General features: G+C 66.9%; 18 protein-coding genes. 7 read left to right on the forward strand and 11 right to left on the reverse strand.

All coding sequences use genetic code 11. The features are described 5' to 3' along the window. The first annotated feature begins 6 nt into the window (after positions 1-6). The gene (locus tag QH196_RS07735; protein WP_280415070.1) at positions 7-1,053 is read left to right on the forward strand and encodes a hypothetical protein; all 1,047 of its coding nucleotides are present in this window, start codon (positions 7-9) and stop codon (positions 1,051-1,053) included. A 43-nt stretch (positions 1,054-1,096) separates the two neighbouring features. On the opposite strand, the gene QH196_RS07740 is transcribed toward QH196_RS07735, so the two are convergent. From QH196_RS07740 to QH196_RS07790, 11 genes are all read right to left on the reverse strand, one after another. Beyond that, on the reverse strand, positions 1,097-1,579 hold the full coding sequence (locus tag QH196_RS07740) for a hypothetical protein (RefSeq protein WP_280415071.1): 483 nt from the start codon (positions 1,577-1,579) through the stop codon (positions 1,097-1,099). 312 nt (positions 1,580-1,891) lie between these two features. Then, on the reverse strand, positions 1,892-2,341 hold the full coding sequence (locus QH196_RS07745; protein ID WP_280415072.1) for a hypothetical protein: 450 nt from the start codon (positions 2,339-2,341) through the stop codon (positions 1,892-1,894). Next, positions 2,341-2,853 carry a hypothetical protein gene (locus QH196_RS07750; RefSeq protein ID WP_280415073.1) on the reverse strand — a complete coding sequence of 171 codons (513 nt, stop codon included), beginning with the start codon at positions 2,851-2,853 and terminating at the stop codon, positions 2,341-2,343. The genes QH196_RS07745 and QH196_RS07750 overlap by 1 nt, the downstream gene beginning before the upstream one ends. Before the next feature lie 109 nt (positions 2,854-2,962). Next, on the reverse strand, positions 2,963-3,295 hold the full coding sequence (locus QH196_RS07755; protein WP_280415074.1) for a hypothetical protein: 333 nt from the start codon (positions 3,293-3,295) through the stop codon (positions 2,963-2,965). Continuing rightward, positions 3,216-3,659, reverse strand: coding sequence for a hypothetical protein (locus tag QH196_RS07760; protein ID WP_280415075.1), 444 nt, complete (start codon positions 3,657-3,659; stop codon positions 3,216-3,218). Before QH196_RS07760 ends, QH196_RS07755 begins: the two co-directional genes overlap by 80 nt. Positions 3,660-3,666: 7 nt before the next feature. Further along, entirely contained in the window at positions 3,667-3,966 is a 300-nt protein-coding gene (locus QH196_RS07765) for a WXG100 family type VII secretion target (RefSeq protein WP_280415076.1), read from the reverse strand. Further along, entirely contained in the window at positions 3,963-4,295 is a 333-nt protein-coding gene (locus QH196_RS07770; protein WP_280415077.1) for a WXG100 family type VII secretion target, read from the reverse strand. Before QH196_RS07770 ends, QH196_RS07765 begins: the two co-directional genes overlap by 4 nt. A 100-nt stretch (positions 4,296-4,395) precedes the next feature. Then, positions 4,396-4,923 (reverse strand): hypothetical protein, encoded by a 528-nt coding sequence (locus QH196_RS07775; RefSeq protein WP_280415078.1) that lies wholly within the window; start codon positions 4,921-4,923, stop codon positions 4,396-4,398. Between the two features lie 35 nt (positions 4,924-4,958). Next, positions 4,959-5,576: a contact-dependent growth inhibition system immunity protein gene (locus QH196_RS07780; RefSeq protein ID WP_348538054.1), complete on the reverse strand. Its 618-nt coding sequence runs from the start codon at positions 5,574-5,576 to the stop codon at positions 4,959-4,961. Next, entirely contained in the window at positions 5,573-6,130 is a 558-nt protein-coding gene (locus QH196_RS07785) for a PIN domain-containing protein (RefSeq protein ID WP_280415080.1), read from the reverse strand. Before QH196_RS07785 ends, QH196_RS07780 begins: the two co-directional genes overlap by 4 nt. A 1-nt stretch (position 6,131) precedes the next feature. Further along, entirely contained in the window at positions 6,132-6,590 is a 459-nt protein-coding gene (locus QH196_RS07790) for an excisionase family DNA-binding protein (RefSeq protein ID WP_280415081.1), read from the reverse strand. A gap of 779 nt (positions 6,591-7,369) precedes the next feature. Between QH196_RS07790 and QH196_RS07795 the strand changes: the two genes are divergently transcribed. From QH196_RS07795 to QH196_RS07820, 6 genes are all read left to right on the forward strand, one after another. Continuing rightward, complete coding sequence (locus QH196_RS07795) at positions 7,370-7,876, forward strand: YbaB/EbfC family nucleoid-associated protein (RefSeq protein ID WP_280415082.1); 507 nt, start codon at positions 7,370-7,372, stop codon at positions 7,874-7,876. Between the two features lie 28 nt (positions 7,877-7,904). After that, entirely contained in the window at positions 7,905-8,213 is a 309-nt protein-coding gene (locus QH196_RS07800) for a WXG100 family type VII secretion target (protein ID WP_280415083.1), read from the forward strand. After that, complete coding sequence (locus tag QH196_RS07805) at positions 8,213-14,701, forward strand: helicase HerA domain-containing protein (protein ID WP_280415084.1); 6,489 nt, start codon at positions 8,213-8,215, stop codon at positions 14,699-14,701. The genes QH196_RS07800 and QH196_RS07805 overlap by 1 nt, the downstream gene beginning before the upstream one ends. A gap of 39 nt (positions 14,702-14,740) precedes the next feature. Beyond that, positions 14,741-15,763: a replication-relaxation family protein gene (locus QH196_RS07810; RefSeq protein ID WP_280415085.1), complete on the forward strand. Its 1,023-nt coding sequence runs from the start codon at positions 14,741-14,743 to the stop codon at positions 15,761-15,763. Positions 15,764-15,818: 55 nt separating this feature from the next. Next, entirely contained in the window at positions 15,819-16,778 is a 960-nt protein-coding gene (locus QH196_RS07815; RefSeq protein ID WP_280415086.1) for a C40 family peptidase, read from the forward strand. Between the two features lie 121 nt (positions 16,779-16,899). Then, positions 16,900-18,291, forward strand: a complete 1,392-nt coding sequence (locus tag QH196_RS07820) for a cutinase family protein (protein WP_280415087.1) — start codon at positions 16,900-16,902, stop codon at positions 18,289-18,291. Positions 18,292-18,407 lie beyond the last annotated feature (116 nt).

An 18,407-nucleotide genomic window follows, 5' to 3' on the forward strand; every position in this document is an offset into this window, starting at 1 on the left:
TTGCCGATGTCCGGCGAAGACTGGCGGCGGTTCCGTCCGCAGTCCGACGGGTACTGGCTCACCGTCTCTCTCGACCGTAATGGTGGGCTGGCGCCGATCGACCGAAAACCCCTCGCTATCTTCGGGGCGCGTCCTGCTGGGATCTTCTGGGTGAATGTCGCGGTCCACCACGCGTCGTTCGAGGTTGAGGTTCCCAGCGCCGAGAACGCACTCAGCTTTCTCGTCCAAACGCATCTGTCTTGGCGGATCACTGATCCGATTGCGGCCATCCGAGACAATGTGCGTGCAGCGGAATTCGTGTACCGGCCGATCGTCGAACAGAATCTCCGAGCGTTGTCCTGTCAATTCGGAATCGATCGCTTCCTCGACGCCGAAGTCCAGATCAACGCTTTTTTTGCCGTGGGGACCATCGAACTGGGCCACGGGCTGACACTGTTGAGCTGCCGGGTGCAAGTACGACCCGACGCGGAAACTCTCGGCCACCTCCGCAGCCGGACATTTGATGAGCGGACCGCGGAACGTCGCAGGGCGGAGCATCAGCACCTGCTGCGCGATATCGAACTCAAACACTCGGAAAACGATGCCGGACAGAACCTGAAGCTCCAGTCGGCACAGTTCGAGCACGAGGTCGCAGAGGCGAAGGGCCAGAACTACATTGTGCGCGAGCAGCACCGGATGGACCACTATCTGCGGGTGCTGCAGGAGGGTGATCTCGGCATGTTCGCGCTCCAGCTGGCCTCCCGCCGCGACGATGTCGGACAGGTGATCCAGCAGCTGATCGTCCAGCACAATCTCAATAGACAGACAGCGCAGGAGATCATCACCGCGTTGCTCGACAAAGGCATGTTGAACAAGCGGGACGGCGACCAGCTGCTGGCAAAGGTCAATTCGTTGATCGAGAGCGCGACAACGACGAAGACGGTGGGTGGTGTCGCCCCGCTACCGGACATCGAGCTGACCGCGTCGGCGATCATTACCGATATCGCAACGCTCGATACCGCGGATGCAGAAGCCGACGATCTGGAGGACGACGAGGAGGACGGCGACGACTGACACCGTACCTCGGTGTTGACGTGAGCCGTTCGCCTCCGACGGCTCATGCACCGATACTGGTCAGTGAGGAGGCGACGAACCAGACCACGAACATGATCAGACTCACCGAACTCCATCGCAGAGCCACCGCGAATCGCCGGTACTTTCTACGCGCCACATCGGCGAGTATCGCGGCCTCCCGCCATGCATGATCGGCGAGCACTGCGGTACTCGGCCGCCGCTGCGTTTCGGTGGGAAAGCTCGGGAAGCTGAACCAGTTCCCGGGGCCGGCGCTGCGCAGATCCGGTTTCAGAGTGGCTGCCATATACACCATGCACACCAGCAGAGATATCCCAAGGGCGATACCGAGCACGGAGGCGATGAGGGTGGTGTGCGTGCGTCCGCCGGCGACCAGGCCCGTGAGCGCAAACCCGTTCGCGGTCAGCAGCAATCCGACCTTTGTATCGGTGGCGGCGATTATCCGGTTGACCTCCGACACCGTACGAAGCGCCGCGGACAGATCCTGGGCCGGGCTGGGGCGCAGCATACGGAGTCTTCTTTGAGCCGACTTAGCTATCCCAAATGTCATGGATCCAGAAAAGCAGTGCAGCACAATCGGTTCCACGTACCAGTACACATTCCGTGCTGGTGCTGGCCGACGTGGCGATTTCGGGCGATGGCGGTGGTGTCGACGACGACCGAGCCGAGGACCTCGCAACTCGCTGAGCAGAATTCGTGCGAGTATCGCAGTCGCTGAGAGGAACGCATTAGCGTCTGAGTGGGGAGTCTGCTGACTTCGTTGTCGAATAGGTCCCGGTCGTCCAACCAGAATGCCGCGCGGATATCGGTGGGCTGAGGGTCAGTGTGGGGCGTGGAAGGGTGGGTATCCCCATTCCCGCGCGTTGAGTGCGGGATCGTCGTACCACGGATCACCGTAGTTCTCGTATGGGTCGCCGAGGGCTTGCAGTCGGGCGCGGCCGCGCTCGGTGATCTCGGCCCGGAAAACTTCGCTCGATCCGATTTCGTGCTCTGTGATATCGAGATATCCCGGAACACCGTTGAACCCGCGGGCAACCCTCTGCACCGCCTCTTCTGAGGGTACTTCCCATGGTTCCCAGGATCGGCCTCCGCCCGGGAAGGCTCCGGCGCGGATGTACCCCTTGTCGAGAAGCTCACGAATCATTTCGAGGACCGCTTGCCTGGAGTACTCGGACGGGGCCAGAGCTCTGACATTTTTTTCGAACTCCGACAGAGGTGCCCAGTCGTCGGAAATTCCGTACAACAGGAAGTTCTCGAGAACGATATTCATCACTTCGGCAGGTGCACCTTTACTACTCGGCCATTGGGGTATGTTACGTCGATTGTAACGCCGCCGCTCGTGCTGGTGTCGCGGATTCTGACCACCGTTCCGTCGGCTAGTTCGCTGGCCCGTCCTGGATAGTTACCCACATCTACCGGCTTTCCATTCGCGGCCAGGTCTTCGTATAGCTGCCGAATTTCGTCGTCGGATGCCATCTGCCTGTGTGGCTTGTTGTTTCCCGGTTGCGTCCTGGAATTGATAACCTCACGGACCTCGGATTCCTTCGTGGGCGAAGCGGCCTTCACAGGCTCGTCGGTATCGCCCGCCACGGAATCGTCGTCGATGGCAACGTGCGTCGCGATGATGGCTGCCAGACTCGTGGCTACCTGATCGAGATCGGGAAGCGCGTCGAAAGCTGTAATGGCGGCGGCCGCTGCCGCGAGGCCCAGCAGGCTCCAGAGCCTGCTGGCCCGATATACGACTGATCGCCAAAGCGGTGTCACCGGCGAGTGCGACGACACCGCCGGCGCCTGCTGCGAGACTGCCGCCGACGGTGAGCCAGGAGACAGCGACCGCGGCGGCGATGATGATGCCCGACTCGACGAGAAACGCTGTGGTCTCGCTGCTGATCTACCGGCTGGTATCTGCGGTGTTCGTTCGGTATTCGCCGACGGGTCCGGCCATCACCTGCGCCGCGCCCGCGAGCCCCTCGGCGGCCGTCTGCATAGTGGCGAAATCGTTGGCAATACCTTGTCTGGTCTGCGGTTCGTCTATTCCGGTGAGCAGGTCGGCAATTGCGGAGATGCGGGCGGCGGCTCCGGTAACGGCTTCATGGCTGCCGAAGGTTTTCCACACGGTTTCCGCGGCGGCAAGTTTGCCCAGGTCACCGTTGGGGAGTTTCCCGAACTCGGCGGTGACCTTGTCGAGGAGGCTGTCGAAGAACTCCGCTGCTCCGCCTTTCATGTCCCAGTCCGTTACCGTTGTCGGCGACCGAACTGGGGATCTGTACAGCGTGCACGGTGACCTCGGCGACCTGGGGCCGGTCGGGATTGCTCTTGTTGGCGATGCCGTGGTTGTAACCGGTGGCGTAGAGCAGATAACCGAAGTTGGTGAGGGCGTCTGCGAGGTTGGTGCAGGTTTGCAGGACCGTGCGTGCGCGTTCGTCGTATGTTTCGCCCCACTGTTTGCATCCGGGGGCATCGCCTGCCATACCGGCGCATTGCCCTTTGATCGCATCGTGGACCGGTTTGTCGGCGGTACGGAGTTCAGCGGCGAGGTCGTGGCATTTCTTGGCGGCGTCGTAGTAGGTCTGCCAGTTCACGTACACAGCAATGTCACCTGTTGCCGAACATTGTGCGGTTCAATTCGATTGCACGGGTGTAGCGGTTGTGTGCGGCGCGAGCCGCGTCGCTGATGTCGGCAAGTCCGGTGCCGAATTCGCGGGCGCCCACGGCCCAGAGTTGGTGAGCGTCGCGATAGGCATTTGCGGCAAGTGTTTCCCAGGCTCCGTCGAGGGTGGCGACCTTGTCGTCGATGAGGTCGAGCTGTTCGGTGAGGTAACCGGCCAGGTTCGACAGACGGATGATCAGCTGGTCGAGGCGTTCGAGGTCGACGGTGAATTCGGAATTGTTCACAGGTTCAGGCTCGGGAACTGCTGGGAGTTGTTGTCGTCGGTGGTTTCGTAGGTGCCGGCCTGGACGCCGAGTTCGGCGGCCATGCCTTCGAGGGCCTGCAGGATCTTGACGCCACCATCGCGGAGCTCGGTCCAGCCGCCGCTGAATTCGTCGGACGCGTCGCCGCGCCAACCGTCGTTGAGCAGGGCATCGACTTCGCCGCTGGCCGACTCCAGACCGGACCGCAGGTTACGAGCGATATCGGCTACGAACTGTCCCACCGCCCGGACCTCGTCGGGTACCACCGTGATGTCGGCGGGCTGGTTCGGATTTCCCCCGGAATCGACCATGCGCGGAAGATTACCAGCGTCGTCCACCGCGCCCAACAGCTCACGGCTGATCTGCTGGGCCACTCGAGTCGTTGACGAGCGGAAACAGACACGCCGAAGGTTAATCGTCGGCGGCAACTATGAGCCGGAGCGTCCGGCCTGTGGTGTCGATCGTGACGATCTCATGGAACTCGGTGTGTATGAGCCCGTAGTCGTCGACCGCCGAGGCGTCGAGCCGGGACAGTGTGACTATGGCCGTGGCGGTGCGTGCGGGCCCGAACACTTCCCGACCGATCACCTGGCGCAGCACATCCGGAACGACACCGCATTGATCGACCGAGCGCGTGACCAGTGCGACGACGGAGTCGGCCGATACGTGGGTGTAGGAGTCCGGGGTAATTCGGTCGATCCGATACGGGCCGTGCCGGGTGCCCGCCGGGTTCACTCCGCCGCCGATGTAGTCGTCGCGGAAGTGTTGATTGTCGATCAGCGCGGATAACAGATCGCGGTCGGCCGCCGGGGGCTCGGCGATCGTGAACCGTTTGACATCGATCCACTGCCGCGACGGATTGCCGCCCTCGGCGAAGTCGAAGTCCCGGAAATTGATGAAGGAAGTGCCCTCGTATTCCAGGTCATGTGCTGTCTGCACGGGCTCAGCCTCCGATAATCCGCGGTGAGAAGCGGTTATGCCCGGCGCCACTCGTCGATCGCCGACCAGACCACACTGTGGGGTGCGCCGGACTTTTCGAGGTCGCTGTCCTCCGATATCCGTCCGAGCAGCTTCTCGATCCGAGTGATGAATTCTGCGGAGCCGGTAGTCCTTGGATGACAACGCAGTAGGGCCGTCAACAGGTCGCCCGGGTAGAAGTCGCCTTCGGCGAGCGGATCGGCGTCGAGAACCTCCAAGACCAACGGGGTCAATATGTCGGCGCCCACTCTTTGTGAGATGAGGATCCGGAGGTCTTCGACGGTGAGGTCCGGCAACGGTACGTCTCTCAGCTTGTGCACGGTCTTCACCAGCCGAGTAGCATCCGGACTCGGGGCGGGCCAAGCTTCGCATTCGATCTGCGTAAGCGACCGCGGATCGCGATTCTTCACTCGGTTTCCCTTTCTGGAGTATCGGCCGGAATCATCGCTGCGGCGCAGACCATGACTGCGGCCGGGTCCGTGCTCGGGTTGGACCGGACAGCATCGTTCCAGCGGCCGGCTCCAGGAACTCGCGTTCCCTTGGGTAGGCAGGTCAGGTCGAGATCGAGGTCGCCGATGCGGTTCAGCGAGACCGAAACAGCGATTCCGGTTCACCGCCCTGAGCGAAGGGCCGCTACGGATTCCACGAGCCCCGCTCGTTCGAGTGCGTCGAGGACATCCTCTGCTGTTTCAGGAGGATTGCGACGAGAATCCGCGATCTGCTGGACACACGCCCATACTCGCCGGTCGTCGATGCTGATCTGTTCGAGGAGGAATTCATCGGGGCTCTTGGCTTCGAGCTGCCAAGGTACGAGGCTATCCGCCGGAAAGTCGGCCAGATTCCATGTGACGATCATGTCGGCGTGGCATTTGATTGCGGCAGCCAGAACGTGCCGATCGTCCGGATCCGGTAGTTTCAGCCCTTCGACCAGCGGCTCGTAGCCCGTGACGAGGCTGTCCGGCACCGCGGCATTCATCAATGTCCGTAGGCGGTCGAGCTTCGCGCGTTCAATATCAGGGCGGCGCGCAGCCAGGTTCTCCAGTGCTTCTTCCAGGATTCGATCGGACCACTTCGCCTGCACCAATCGGGAACGCGCTACTCGAATCAACATGTCCCGCAAGGTGTTGCCGTACAGCACGTTCGCGTCGTATACGACCACGCAGGCCATCTCAGATACCCAGTTCCTGTCCCAGTTCGGAGAGCTCGTCGGCGGCGGCGCGACCGGATTCCTCCAGGCGGCGCTGGTAGGCGCGGAGGTCGTCGAACCTGACGCGCCGGTGGGTCCCGACCAAGCGGAACGGAATCTCCCCAGCTTCCAGCAGGGCCACCAGATACGGCCGCGACACGTTGAGCATGTCCGCAGCCTGCTGCGTGGTCAGTTCCGCGTCGGAGGGCACTATGGTCACCCCGCGGCCGCTTGCTGCTTCCGCCAGTACGAACGCCAGTAGATCGACAACGGCTCGAGGCACGATCAGGGCGTCGTCGCTGCCGACTTCCCGGCCGACGGAGATCACTTCCTCGTCGGGGTGCTGGGCGAGATAGTCCCGGATGCGGCGCATCGCTCGCGCTGCGACCTCGGCATCGACCGCGCCGGGCTCGATCCGTTTGGCCGTATGGACACCAGTCATGGTTCACCTCCGACCCGAGTATACCGACAAACGAAATAAACGAAATGACGCCACTCTGCATCGGCCGACAGGTCAGTTTCATACCGCACTGACCAGGGCGGATAGGACTGACTGAGGTTTGCAGGACGCCCGAGGTGGGATCACGACCGCGTCCGCGGCATGGCTCCGGGGTGTACTGGACGGCGATCAGCGTGGCCAGGACGGTTCACTGCCGCATGCCACATGACGCGGTGGGCCACATGCGGCTATCGACTCTGTACCCACGTGAGGAACTGCTGGGCAGCGAAGATAGGCTTCGCGAATTTGACCGCCTGTTTGGCCTTCCCGGACTGCGTGCCGATCTCGGCGGCGATCAACGCCTCACATTTCGTCTTGGTTACGGTTACGACGGGCACGAGTCGGTACTCGTGGCGAGAAATTCCCGGATCAGCGTGGATTTGCCGGTGCCGGCTTCCCGGTAAGGAAGAGGCTGTCGCCGCGGTGCAAGCGGGTGAGTGCCTCGGTGAACTCCGCCGTGAAAGTGAGTTCGGCGCTTTCGGTGGGTGTGGGTGCGGCGCAGTGCCGCGTAGTACTCCAGGGTGTCGAGCTCGGACAATCCCAGCCACTCCTCGAACTGGAGCACTACGCGGCCAGTACCTGCTCACGGACGAGGCTTGGCACGTCGTCCCGATTTGCCTCGACTCCGATGTGATGATGGAATCCGGAGGGACAGGGTGGGACCGTTCGCGGATCGGTGCGCCGGAACAAGTACTGAGGCGACGACCGGTAAGGGGGGCCAAATGAGCGAGCGCGAGGAGAAGCGGGCACGGAACGATCGGATGCGGGCCGAGATGGATGCCCTGCTGGAGTCGTTCGAACAGCAGCGCGCACAGCTGGGAGAACTCCAGGCCCGGCTGGCGGCCACGACGGTGAGTGTGTGGTCGGCCGACAATATGGTCCGGATCGATAGCAATGTGGCCGGGATCCCGGTCGATGTGCACATCGATGCGGGGGCGTTCAAACGGACCACACCGGACAAGCTCGCCCGTTCCGTACTCGAGGCGGTGCATGCCGCGGCCCGGCAAGCCGGCGACGCCACGCAACAGGCCATGGCGCCGCTCGAGGCGGAGGTCGGCGCGATGCCCGATCTCTCCGAGCTCATCCCCGGCGCACCCAGCATCCGGGACATGGTGTCGAGCTTCTCCGAACCTCCGCCGGTCACACCCCCGCAGGCCACGCCGGAACTGACCGACGCGGAGGAAGACGAGTACTTCCGCAACCGTTCCTACCTGGATCCCGGCCGGTGACCAACGAGCGCACTGGGGAGGACATGTCGTGAGTGTCCTGGGCGTCGATCCGGACGGCCTCCGTAATACCGGACCGCGATTCGGCGCGGTGGCCGACGATATCACCACCGCGGCAGAACAATTGCGTCGCGTGCTCGACACCGAGGGGCAGTGCTGGGGCGCCGACCAGGTAGGTCAGGCGTTCGCCAAGCGCTACACACCAGACCCGGGACTGAAGGCCATACAGGACGTGCGGGACGCGTTCACCAGATATGGAGAAGATGTGGTGACCCTGGCCGACAATGTGGAGGCCCAGGAACAGATCATCTCCGGAAATCTGGGCTCGGCTGCGTCCTGATGGGTATCGAGATCCCGGACGAACTGCAATGGGTTGCCAAATGGGTTGTGGGCGCCGGGGATTGGCCGGAAGCCGACGAGACGGCCATACGGCGGATCGCCGATGCGTGGAACGGTATGGCGACGGCGCTCGAGGAGAGCTCCGGTGACGCGAACCTCACCATGCAGGCCGCGCTGACCGCACTCCACTCGGGCGAATCGCATACCGCGCTCAGCGCGCACTGGGACTTGGTCGGCGGCAAGGACGACGCCGCGCTACCGAAGCTGATCGAGCATTGCCGATGGCTGGCCGACCAGGCCGATGACGGGGCGCTCGATATCGAGCACACCAAGCTGGCGATCATCACTGCCATGGTCCTGCTCGCCGCCGAACTGGTGGTGGCGGGGGTGACCGCATGGACCGGTGTGGGTGCGGTGGCCGGGGCCGCGGCACGGGTCGCCACTCAGGCCGGGATTCGCATAGCGATCCAGATGTTGATCAAGAGGCTGGCCACCGTGGTCGGAAAGGGCGCGATTTTCGGATTCCTCGAAGGCGGCGCGGGTGAACTGATCCCGCACCTGATCCAGTTCGCCTCGGGAGAACGGACGGGACTGGACGGCGAGGACTGGGCGGGGCTCAGGGGCAGCTTGATCGCCGGTGCGGTGGGTGGCGCCGTGGGCGGTGGTCTGGGATCCGGCGGGCTTGCCGCACCGTTGACCAACCAGGTGGGCTCCACCGTCGGGAAGACCGTCACCGAACTCGGTGTCGAGAGTGCGGCCGGGGTCGCCGGGAATGTCGCGGGGACCGTGGCCGTCGGTGGCGAATTGACTTTGGAGACCTTCACTTCCGGAGCCGCCGGTGGCGCAGCCGAGCGCGGGGCCACCGCGGCGGGGGAGGCTGCGGGCACACATTTCGGGCAAGGCGCCCCCTCCGTCCCCGAGACCGGGAACCCGGCCGATACCGATCCGAGCAGCCCCGCATCAACCCCCTCGGAGTCCGGCACTCCCGCGCAGCCGGACAACGGCGCACCAGGCGAGCAGACCGCGACACAGCCCGCCGCCACCGGGGCCGATCCGGACACCGGCTCCACCCCGAGCAGCGAATCCCCGAACTCCGCGCCGCAGAACGACTCCGCATCCACCACCTCGGCCAGTCCGGCATCGACTCCCGAAAGCACCCCCACTCCGACCGATTCCGGATCGGCACCCGAAAGTGCCGGGCCGCCACCAACTCCGGATAGCCAGGCCGCCCCGGGGGATACCTCCACCCCGTCCTCGCCCGACAGCCCGGCCTCGACCACGGACAGCACCTCGCCGGGCAGTAGCCCCAACTCGGCACCCGACACGCCCAGCGCTGCCCCCGACGTGCCCGGCACTGCCCCCGATAGACCCGACACCCCGGCCTCCGACAGCCCCCCACCGGCCAGCAGCCCCGACCTCTCCCCTGATCCTCCCGGCACCACACCCAACACATCGGACACTCCGCAGACGGTCCTACCCGACGGAACAGTGCCGGGTAGCAGCCTCAACCTGCCACCGGATCCACCCAGCCCCACGCCGGCCACCTCGGACGCCCCCTCTGCACCGACAACGAGCGACACCTCCACCCCGCACACCTCCGGCACTCCGACGAGCACCGACAACCCCGCCACCAGCACAGCGGCTACCACCACAACAACGGACACCCCCGCCACCTCGACACCGCCCTCCACCGCACCTCTCTCCGGCACCCCCACTTCGCAGGCCACCGAGGGCAGTCATCGGCCGAACACCGCTGCGCCCACAGCCGAGGCCGGACCGGCGGGAGCGCCACGGACCACCACCGATCCGGCCCGCGGAATCCCCCCGGGCCGCGCACCGGAAGCACCGAGTGCGGGCCCCCCGCGGCCGGCCCGCGGCGACCTCGAACGTTCCGGCCAACCCGCCGACCGTCCTGCACACCGCCTCGAACGACCGCGAGAAGCGGCGGGCCTGAACCCCTTTCGCCGGTCGCGACCGACCCCCGCGCCCGATGCCGGTCGATCGAGACCGTACGGGGACAGCGATAGTCCGAGGCCCGGTCACCGCTCCTGGGATCACCCGCCACCGCACCGACCCCCGGATGCCGGCACACCCGCACGCTCCGCCGAGCCCGCTGAACCTGTCGCGCCCCGACCGACGGACGACTCGCTCACCCCAGGGACCCACAACGAGACCGCACCGCTGGAATCCCACCCTCCGGATCGTCGGGCCCTCACCTCGCACGAACTCGCGAACCCCGCCGATCGCACGAACATGCTCAGAGCGATGCTCAACTACGCGCAGGAGAACAATCTCACCTTCGATGAAGTTCAACGGGAAGTGCGAGCCGGCGATCTCCTGATCGACCCGAACTGGAAAGTTTTCCCCAGACTCCAGATCCAGGAAGTCGATGCGCTGCCGCCGCCGGACAATTTCGACGAAGCTTACTTGAACGCGGTTCTCGAGCATCACTACTCGCACAACCGCCGGGTCTCGCCCTACGACAGTATGGCCGACCCTACGTTCGAACCGGGCTGCCCGGACAATGAGCTACCCGCTCATATCACCCGTGACATGCCGGCGGACGCACTGGCCGACGCTGTGGATCCGGTTGCCGACAACCTCTTTCTGAATCAAGAAGGCGACGACGCGGTCGTGTGGCGGGATCGGTCCGCCGGTGACGCCTTTCTGCGCCAGGAGAACGCGCTGTTCCGGATGGAGAGCAGAGGGCCGGCCGAAATCGGCGGCCTCGGTGGGTTCCACTGCCGCAGGCCGGGCGACCCCAACCTCGGGGCGCATACCGGCCAGGCCACCAACGGCGGTGGATGTGTCTCGTTCTCCAACAGTCCGGAACATGTGCTCCAGCGTGAAGACTCGCTGAGCGTCGATATGCACGGAGTCGAACAACTGCCCAACGGGTTGTATCGGCAGACGCGCTACATGTACGAGGCATATCATCCCTTCGGTGTCGACGTGGAGTCCTCACATCGCGACACGGGCAATCCCAGCGGTCACCGCGAAGCGGAAGTTCTCGCACCGGGCGGACTTTCCTCCGACGTGATCTATCGCGTATGGACACGCGAAATCGTGTTCGACCCCGATAACTGGAACCAGATAGTCAGCGCCCGGGTACTACCACCCATCTACAACCCCAACTTCCGATACAGCGATCACCCGAATTTCACCTCACCGGACAATTCTTCCTCACCGCCGGCGAACCTCGCGCCCGCACCACCGCCGGCTACGACCCCGGACCCCGATCCGGGCCGGGCACCGGAAAACGAACCACCCTCGAACCCTTACCGAGCGCCCGACAGCAACAACGAACAACCTCGACCCCGCTTCGCCACCGACCCCCTCCCCGGCGACCCCATCTGGGACCCAGCTGATATCGCGAACCTCCTCGGCAGGGACTACGCGGAGAGCGACCCTGCGCTCCCGCCACAATCCCGAGTGACGCCCGAGCCGGCGCAGCGGGACTCCGCCGGCCGCACCGTCACCGATCCTCGAGCTCACGGATTCCCCCAAGGGCAGCCGGCTCCGGCACTGCACCAGGCGCCCGCCACGAATACGGGCATACCGGAATTCCCCGCTGCACGGACAGATAACGCTACGAACTCCGGCCCGGCCCGGGCACCGGAAAGCGTGCCGCCCGCCCCTGTTCCACACGCCCCGGAGAACGGTTCAGCACAGCCACCGGCGCCGCGCGGCGACACCAGGACTCACCCCGATCATCACGCCCCGCCGAATGCTCCCGCGCCCCGGTCGACGGAGGCGAGTCCAGGGCTTCGCACACCTGCTCCGGGAACCCCGGCTGTACAACCAGGCCACGCCGGGGTCGCGAGTCCTCGTGGGAATGCCCCGGTCGCGGCCCCCCACCGCACGCCGGAAGGTATCGCGCCCCACCCCGGCCACCCTGCGCCGGAGGGTAATTCACCGGCCCGGGCCGACCGACCGCAGACCGCCGGGCCCGGCCGGGCGCCAGACGGGCGGAGCCCCCCCCGCGGCCGCCCGCCCCCCCCCCCCCCCCCCACGACACTGCGTGATCTGGCCGAGGTGGTCGAACGGGGGCTCGGATCGGCGGCCGGGGCCGGCGGTGTCTTGAGCGTGCTGGGTGTGCTCGCCGCAGTGGGAGTTCTGGGTCGGTGGCGTCGGCGCCGGCTGGGTGCGCGTGCTCGCCAGATCACTGTGCTCACTCCACCCGAGGTCGACGCCAAGGGTGCGCTCACCTTCTGGGCCCATTTGATCGGCCAGTTACGCCCTGCCTGGGCACGGCTCCTGTTGGGACAACCGCACCTCGGGTTCGAATACACCGTCACCCCGGAGGAAGGGGCCGCGATCCGACTCTGGGTCCCCAGCGCGATCCCACCGGGGCTCATCGAGCGGGCCGTCGCCTCGGCATGGCCCGGCGCGCATACCGACACCGGAGAACCCGCCCGACCCCCGCTACCCGCCCCCGCGAAAGGCGTGGAACGGATCGTGGCCGGAGGCGAGCTACGGCTGGGACGGCGGGAAGGGCTCCCGTTGAGCACCGACCACGCCGGTGATCTCGTGCGTAACCTGATCACCGCCGCCGACGACCTCGCACCCGGCCAAGCCGCCTGCGTGCAGATCCTGGCCCGCCCGGTCACCGGCCGCCGCGTCGCCCGCGCCCTCCGCGCCACAGCGAGCCCCCATGCCTCAACAGGAGTCGTGGCCGGGCTGCTGCACGAGGCATTGGATCTGCTCACCCCCGGCGGGAGCAGCGCGCGCCCTACCCGGACTGGGGGACTCAGTGAGCGGCAGGGCAGCGACCGCCAGGCAGTGATGGAGTACAGCGCCGCCGCCCGCGCCGCGGCAACCAAGGCGCGGGGAGCGCACTGGGAAACCGTTGTCCGCTACGCCGCCTCGATCCCCGTCTCCGACGACCCCGACGACACACCCCCGAAAGCGCAGGCACGGGCGGTGGCACGCGGGCGCGCCGACGCCCTGGCCACAGTGTTCGGGGCCTGCACCGACCACAACTACTACCGGCGACGGCGACACCTCCGACTCGCGACATTGATCCGACAGCGGCGTCTCGGGCGCGGGGATGTGTTGTCGGTCCCGGAGTTGGCCACGATCGCGCACCTGCCCACCAAGACCGGACTGCCCGGCCTGCAACGCGCCGGAGCCCGCGCCCTGTCCCCCGCCCCGGAGATACCCGTCGGCGGGGAGCACACGAAACCACTGGGCCTGGCCGATACCGGCACGCGCCGTCCGGTCGCGGTCAAGATCTCCGACGCCCGCCACCACCTCCACATCCTCGGCCCCACCGGCGTCGGCAAATCCACGCTGCTCGCGCGCACGATCCTCGATGACGCCGAGGCCGGCCGCGGGGTGATCGTCGTCGACCCCAAGGGCGACCTTGTCACCGACGTGTTGTCCCGGTTGCCTTCGCGCATGGGTGAGCGGGTGGTGCTCTTCGACGCCGACTCCACCGCCCCACCGCCGTGCGTAAACCCCCTCGATATCGGGCGGATCGGGCGGGCGGGAATGGATCTGGCGGTCGACAACCTCGTCACCGTGTTCCACCGGATCTTCCACCAATGGTGGGGGCCACGCACCGACGACATCATGCGCGCGAGCCTGCTGACCCTGTGCGCCCAACCCGGCACCGCCACCCTGGCCGATCTCCCCCGGCTGCTCATCGAACCGGCCTTCCGTGCCCGCGTCACCCGCACCACCAAAGACCCCGTCCTGCGCGGGTTCTGGGACAGCTACGAACAACTGTCCGACACCGGCCGCGCTCAGCTCACCGGCCCGTTGTTGAACAAGCTGCGCGCGTTCCTGCTGCGGCCGTTCGTTCGCGCGGCCATCGCGGGTGGGCCCTCCACGGTCGAGTTCGCCGACATCCTCGACCAGGGCGGAATCTGCCTGGCTCGTTTGCCGAAAGGCTCACTCGGCGAGGAGACCTCTCGTCTCGTCGGGTCGCTACTCGTCGCGCGCACATGGCAGGCCGTGACCGCCCGTGCTCGGGTGCCCTCAGCCGACCGGCCCGACGCCGCGCTGGTGCTCGACGAGGCACAGAACTTCCTCAACCTGTCGACCCCGATCGAGGACATGCTCGCCGAAGCCCGCGGCTTGCGCCTGTCGCTGCTGCTGGCGCATCAGAACTTGAGTCAGTTGTCGCGGGAGCTGCGCGACGGGATCTCGGCCAATGCCCGCAACAAGATCGTGTTCGCGGTCAGTCCCGACGACGCCCGGGATCTGGCCCGCCACACCGAGCCGTGGCTGTCCGAACACGACCTGTCGCACCTCGACGCCTTCCACGCCGCCGCCCGTCTGCTGGTCGACGGCCGCAACGCCCGACCATTCACCCTCACCACCCGCCCGCTGGACCCCCCGGTCCCCGGGCGTGCCCGCGAGATCGCCGCCGCCGCCCGCGCCCACCTCACCACACCGGCACACACGCCCGACCCCGGCGGCGAGCCGGCCCTCGACCGTGACCAGCGGCCGGATCCCGCACGGCGCGACCCGCGCCGGCGCTAGTCACGCGACCCGGCCTCACTGAGAAAGGCTGTTGCACCGATGCTCTCCCGACCCGACCAGCAAGCAGATCAACGCAAACCTCGACCCGAGCCCCGCACCGCGCGGCCCCGGCCGGTCGACACCACCGCGCTCGTGGCACGGCTGACCGAGCGCGACCGCTGGATCCTGCGGATGCTGCATGAGCACCGCGTCCTGACCACCAACCAGCTCGCCACACTCGCCTTCCCAAGCCCCGCCCTCGCGTTGCGGCGCATGACCCGACTGCACCGCTACGGTGTCCTGGAACGGTTCCGGCCCTTACGAACCCGGGGCAGCGCACCGGTGCACTGGGTCCTGGCCCCTGCCGGCGCGAGCGTGCTCGCCGCCGAAGCCGGTATCAGCCTGCGCGAGCTCAGCTACAGCCACCAGCGCACCCTCGCCATCGCCCACAGCCTGCACCTGACCCACACCCTCGGCGTCGCCGACTGGTTCGCCGCCCTCACCGCCCACGCACCCCGCGACGAACGCGGCCAGCAAGCCCGCCTACAGGCGTGGTGGTCACAGACCCGCTGCCAGCGCCTGTGGGGAGACCTCGCACGACCCGACGCCTTCGGCCGCTACACCCACCCCGAGGCGACCCTCGACTTCTTCCTCGAATACGACCTCGCCTCCACCACCTTGACCCGGGTCGCGGCCAAGCTGCACGGCTACAGCGAACTGGCCCGCACCACCGGAGTCATCACCCCGATCCTGCTATGGGTACCGACCGCACTGCGAGAAGCGAACGCTCGTGAGGCCCTGCGCCGGACCTGGGAACGACTCCCCGATCCCGAGGCTGTCCCCGTGGCCACCGCCGCCGCCGAACTCCTCTCTCCCAGCCCCGAAGCCAGCCCCGCCGAACAGGTCTGGCTACCGCTGGACCACGACACCGACCGCCTGCGCCTGCACAAACTCACCACCGTGTGGCCCACACGCACCCCACCCGGCGGCAATGTCCACAGCGAGCAGACCTGGGCGCCGGTGGGCGGGCTGGTCATCCTCGACCCACCGCCACCGACACCCCCGCTCTCCGAGTTCTGGTGAGGCACCGATGCTTGTCAAGGCACTCGGCGCGGGCTGCGCGACAGTCGTGTTCCTCGTGGTCGTGATCGCGGCCGTGGTCACCACGGTCGTCGTGTTCGACCAGTCGCTGTCCACCCCTGCCCCAGGGGCCTCGACCGGCACCGGCTCGACCCCAAGCCCAGAAGCCGAGCAGGACATCCCGGCGCAGATTCTGGTGCTGTATCAGGCTGCGGCCCAGGACTGTCCCGGGCTGGACTGGTCGGTGCTCGCCGCGATCGGCAAGATCGAAACTGACCACGGCCGCTCCCGCCTTCCCGGCGTGACCTCCGGCGAGAATGCGTCCGGCGCCGGCGGGCCGATGCAGTTCCTGGCCGCCTCCTTCGAGTCGGTCATCGCGCGGCATCCTCTTCCCGCCGGCGGCGCGAACCCGCCCTCGCGCTACAACCACTCTGACGCCATCCACGCCGCTGCGTTCTACCTGTGCGACTCCGGCGCACCCGCCGACCTGCACGCGGCGATCTTCGCCTACAACCACGCCGACTGGTACGTCGACCAAGTCCTCGACCAAGCCGCCCGCTACCGCGCCCCCGAGCCCCCCGGCGGCGGCGACTGCGACCCTCGGCTGGCCACGAACCACGCTGCCACGCGAGTGATCTTGTTCGCCTGTGCCCAGCTCGGGCTGCCGTACGTGTGGGGCGGCAACGGACCCGACATCAACGGCGGCTGGGACTGTTCCGGACTCACCCAGGCCGCCTACCGGTCCGCCGGAATCGCCATCCCCCGCACCACCTACGACCAAGTCCACACCGGCCCCCGAATCCCAGAACACCAGCTCCAGCCCGGGGATCTGCTGTTCTACGGCACCGCCGCCAACGTCCACCACGTCGGCATCTACCTGGGCGGCGGACAGATGGTTCACGCACCCACCTTCGATGAGCCTGTCCAGGTCTCGCCCTACCGATGGACCGACTTTTATACGGCTACCCGACCGGCCATCGGCTCACCCGCCCAGGCCGACTCCCGCGCCGCGGGCTGACCTGGCACGACGGAATGCGACTACTACCCCGCGCCCGCGCCTCGAACTCGTCGTGGCCGAAACGACCTGACCCTCACCAATCCACGACACACAACCCATCCACCCGACAAGGAGATCGTCCATGCGCACCCGCCGAGGCCACAACTGGCCCGTCCGCACCAACCGCCGCCTCACCCACGCCGCACTGTGCGCCGCTATCGCCACCACCACGGTCTGCGGCCCCGGTGCCGCCACCGCAGACCCGACACCCGGCCCCGCCGCGGCGGACTGCCCGAAGTGGACCGCACTGCTGGTACCGGGCACGTTCGAGACAACCCCGGCAATCGCTCCAGCACCGCCGGTGGGGGTGCTCACCACGGTCGCCGACGCGTTGACGACCCGCTACGGCAGCGACATCGACGTCCAAACCCTCCCCCGCACCGCCGACGCCACCGGCGAACAAGCTCTCGCTACGGCGCTGTCGGCGTTGTGCTCGGGTACGGGAGTAGTCCTGGCCGGCTATGCCGAAGGAGCCGCGACCGTCGGTGACCTCGCCACAGCGATCGGCAACAACCGTGGCCCGATCCCCGGCTCGCGGGTTGTGGCGGTCGGTCTCGTCTCCGACCCGCACCGTGACCCGAGCACACCCCAATTGGGCGCCCCCGTTGGCGGCCACGGCGCCGCAGGTCCCCGCTCACACGGCTTCGCCGACCTCACCGACCGTGTCCGCACCATCTGCCCGGTCCGAGACCTCTACTGTTCGACCACTTCTCAGGAATCACCCGCCTTCGACGCGGTCGTACGTGCCCTCACTGCCACCCCGACCCCGCGCACGAGCCCGGGGCAGGTACCCACCACGACAGCACCGGTCACGGCGTGGCCCTCGACAGGAGGGCTGACCGTCTCTCGAGTCCTCGCACAGGTGGTCACCGTGGTGAACGGGCTGTCCACCTTCGCCGCGAACGTGCCGGCCATCGTCGCCGGCCTCGCCGAACTACCCGCTCTTCTCGGTAGCGGTGATGTTCCTGGGCTGCACCGGGTCGCCGGGGACCTTAACAATCAGTTCGCTCCCCTGGTCGCGATGGCCGACGGGATCGACCTGCGGCTGGTGTCTCGCGCTCTGGCCCTTGCCGCGCCGCTGGACACCACCGGCATTGCCGCCATCGCCTCCGAAGTAGTCGGGGTCCTCGCCGGTCTCGACATCACCCGCATTGCCACCAATGCCAGCCTGGCTCAGGAGATCGCATGGAACGCGGCAGAGATACTGATCGCCGGTGACCCCGTGGGCGCCGTGCTGGCGCTGTCGGGATTGGCCCAGATCGCCGCAGACCTGCTCGCCACCACCGCTGCGGCGTTTACCGGCGGCACGCAGTTCCCCTCCCTCGCCCAGACCTACACCGCCGCCACCAGCACGGGCACGGGCATAACAGCCCGCCCAAACAGCGACACAGCCTTACCCACCGGCCACGACACCGCCGCTGCCGCCGCGCTGCTGGCGAACTGGCTCACACAGACGATCGACGCCACAACCTAGACCCGCACACCGCCAACCAACCAGACGACAACAAACGGCCCTGGGGGGGGGGGGGGGGGGGGGCCCCGCGCCCCCGAGGCGGGGGGGGGGGGGGGGGGGGGGGGCGGGGGGAGCGC

The organism is Nocardia carnea (assembly GCF_029868325.1).
Taxonomy (GTDB): domain Bacteria; phylum Actinomycetota; class Actinomycetes; order Mycobacteriales; family Mycobacteriaceae; genus Nocardia; species Nocardia carnea_C.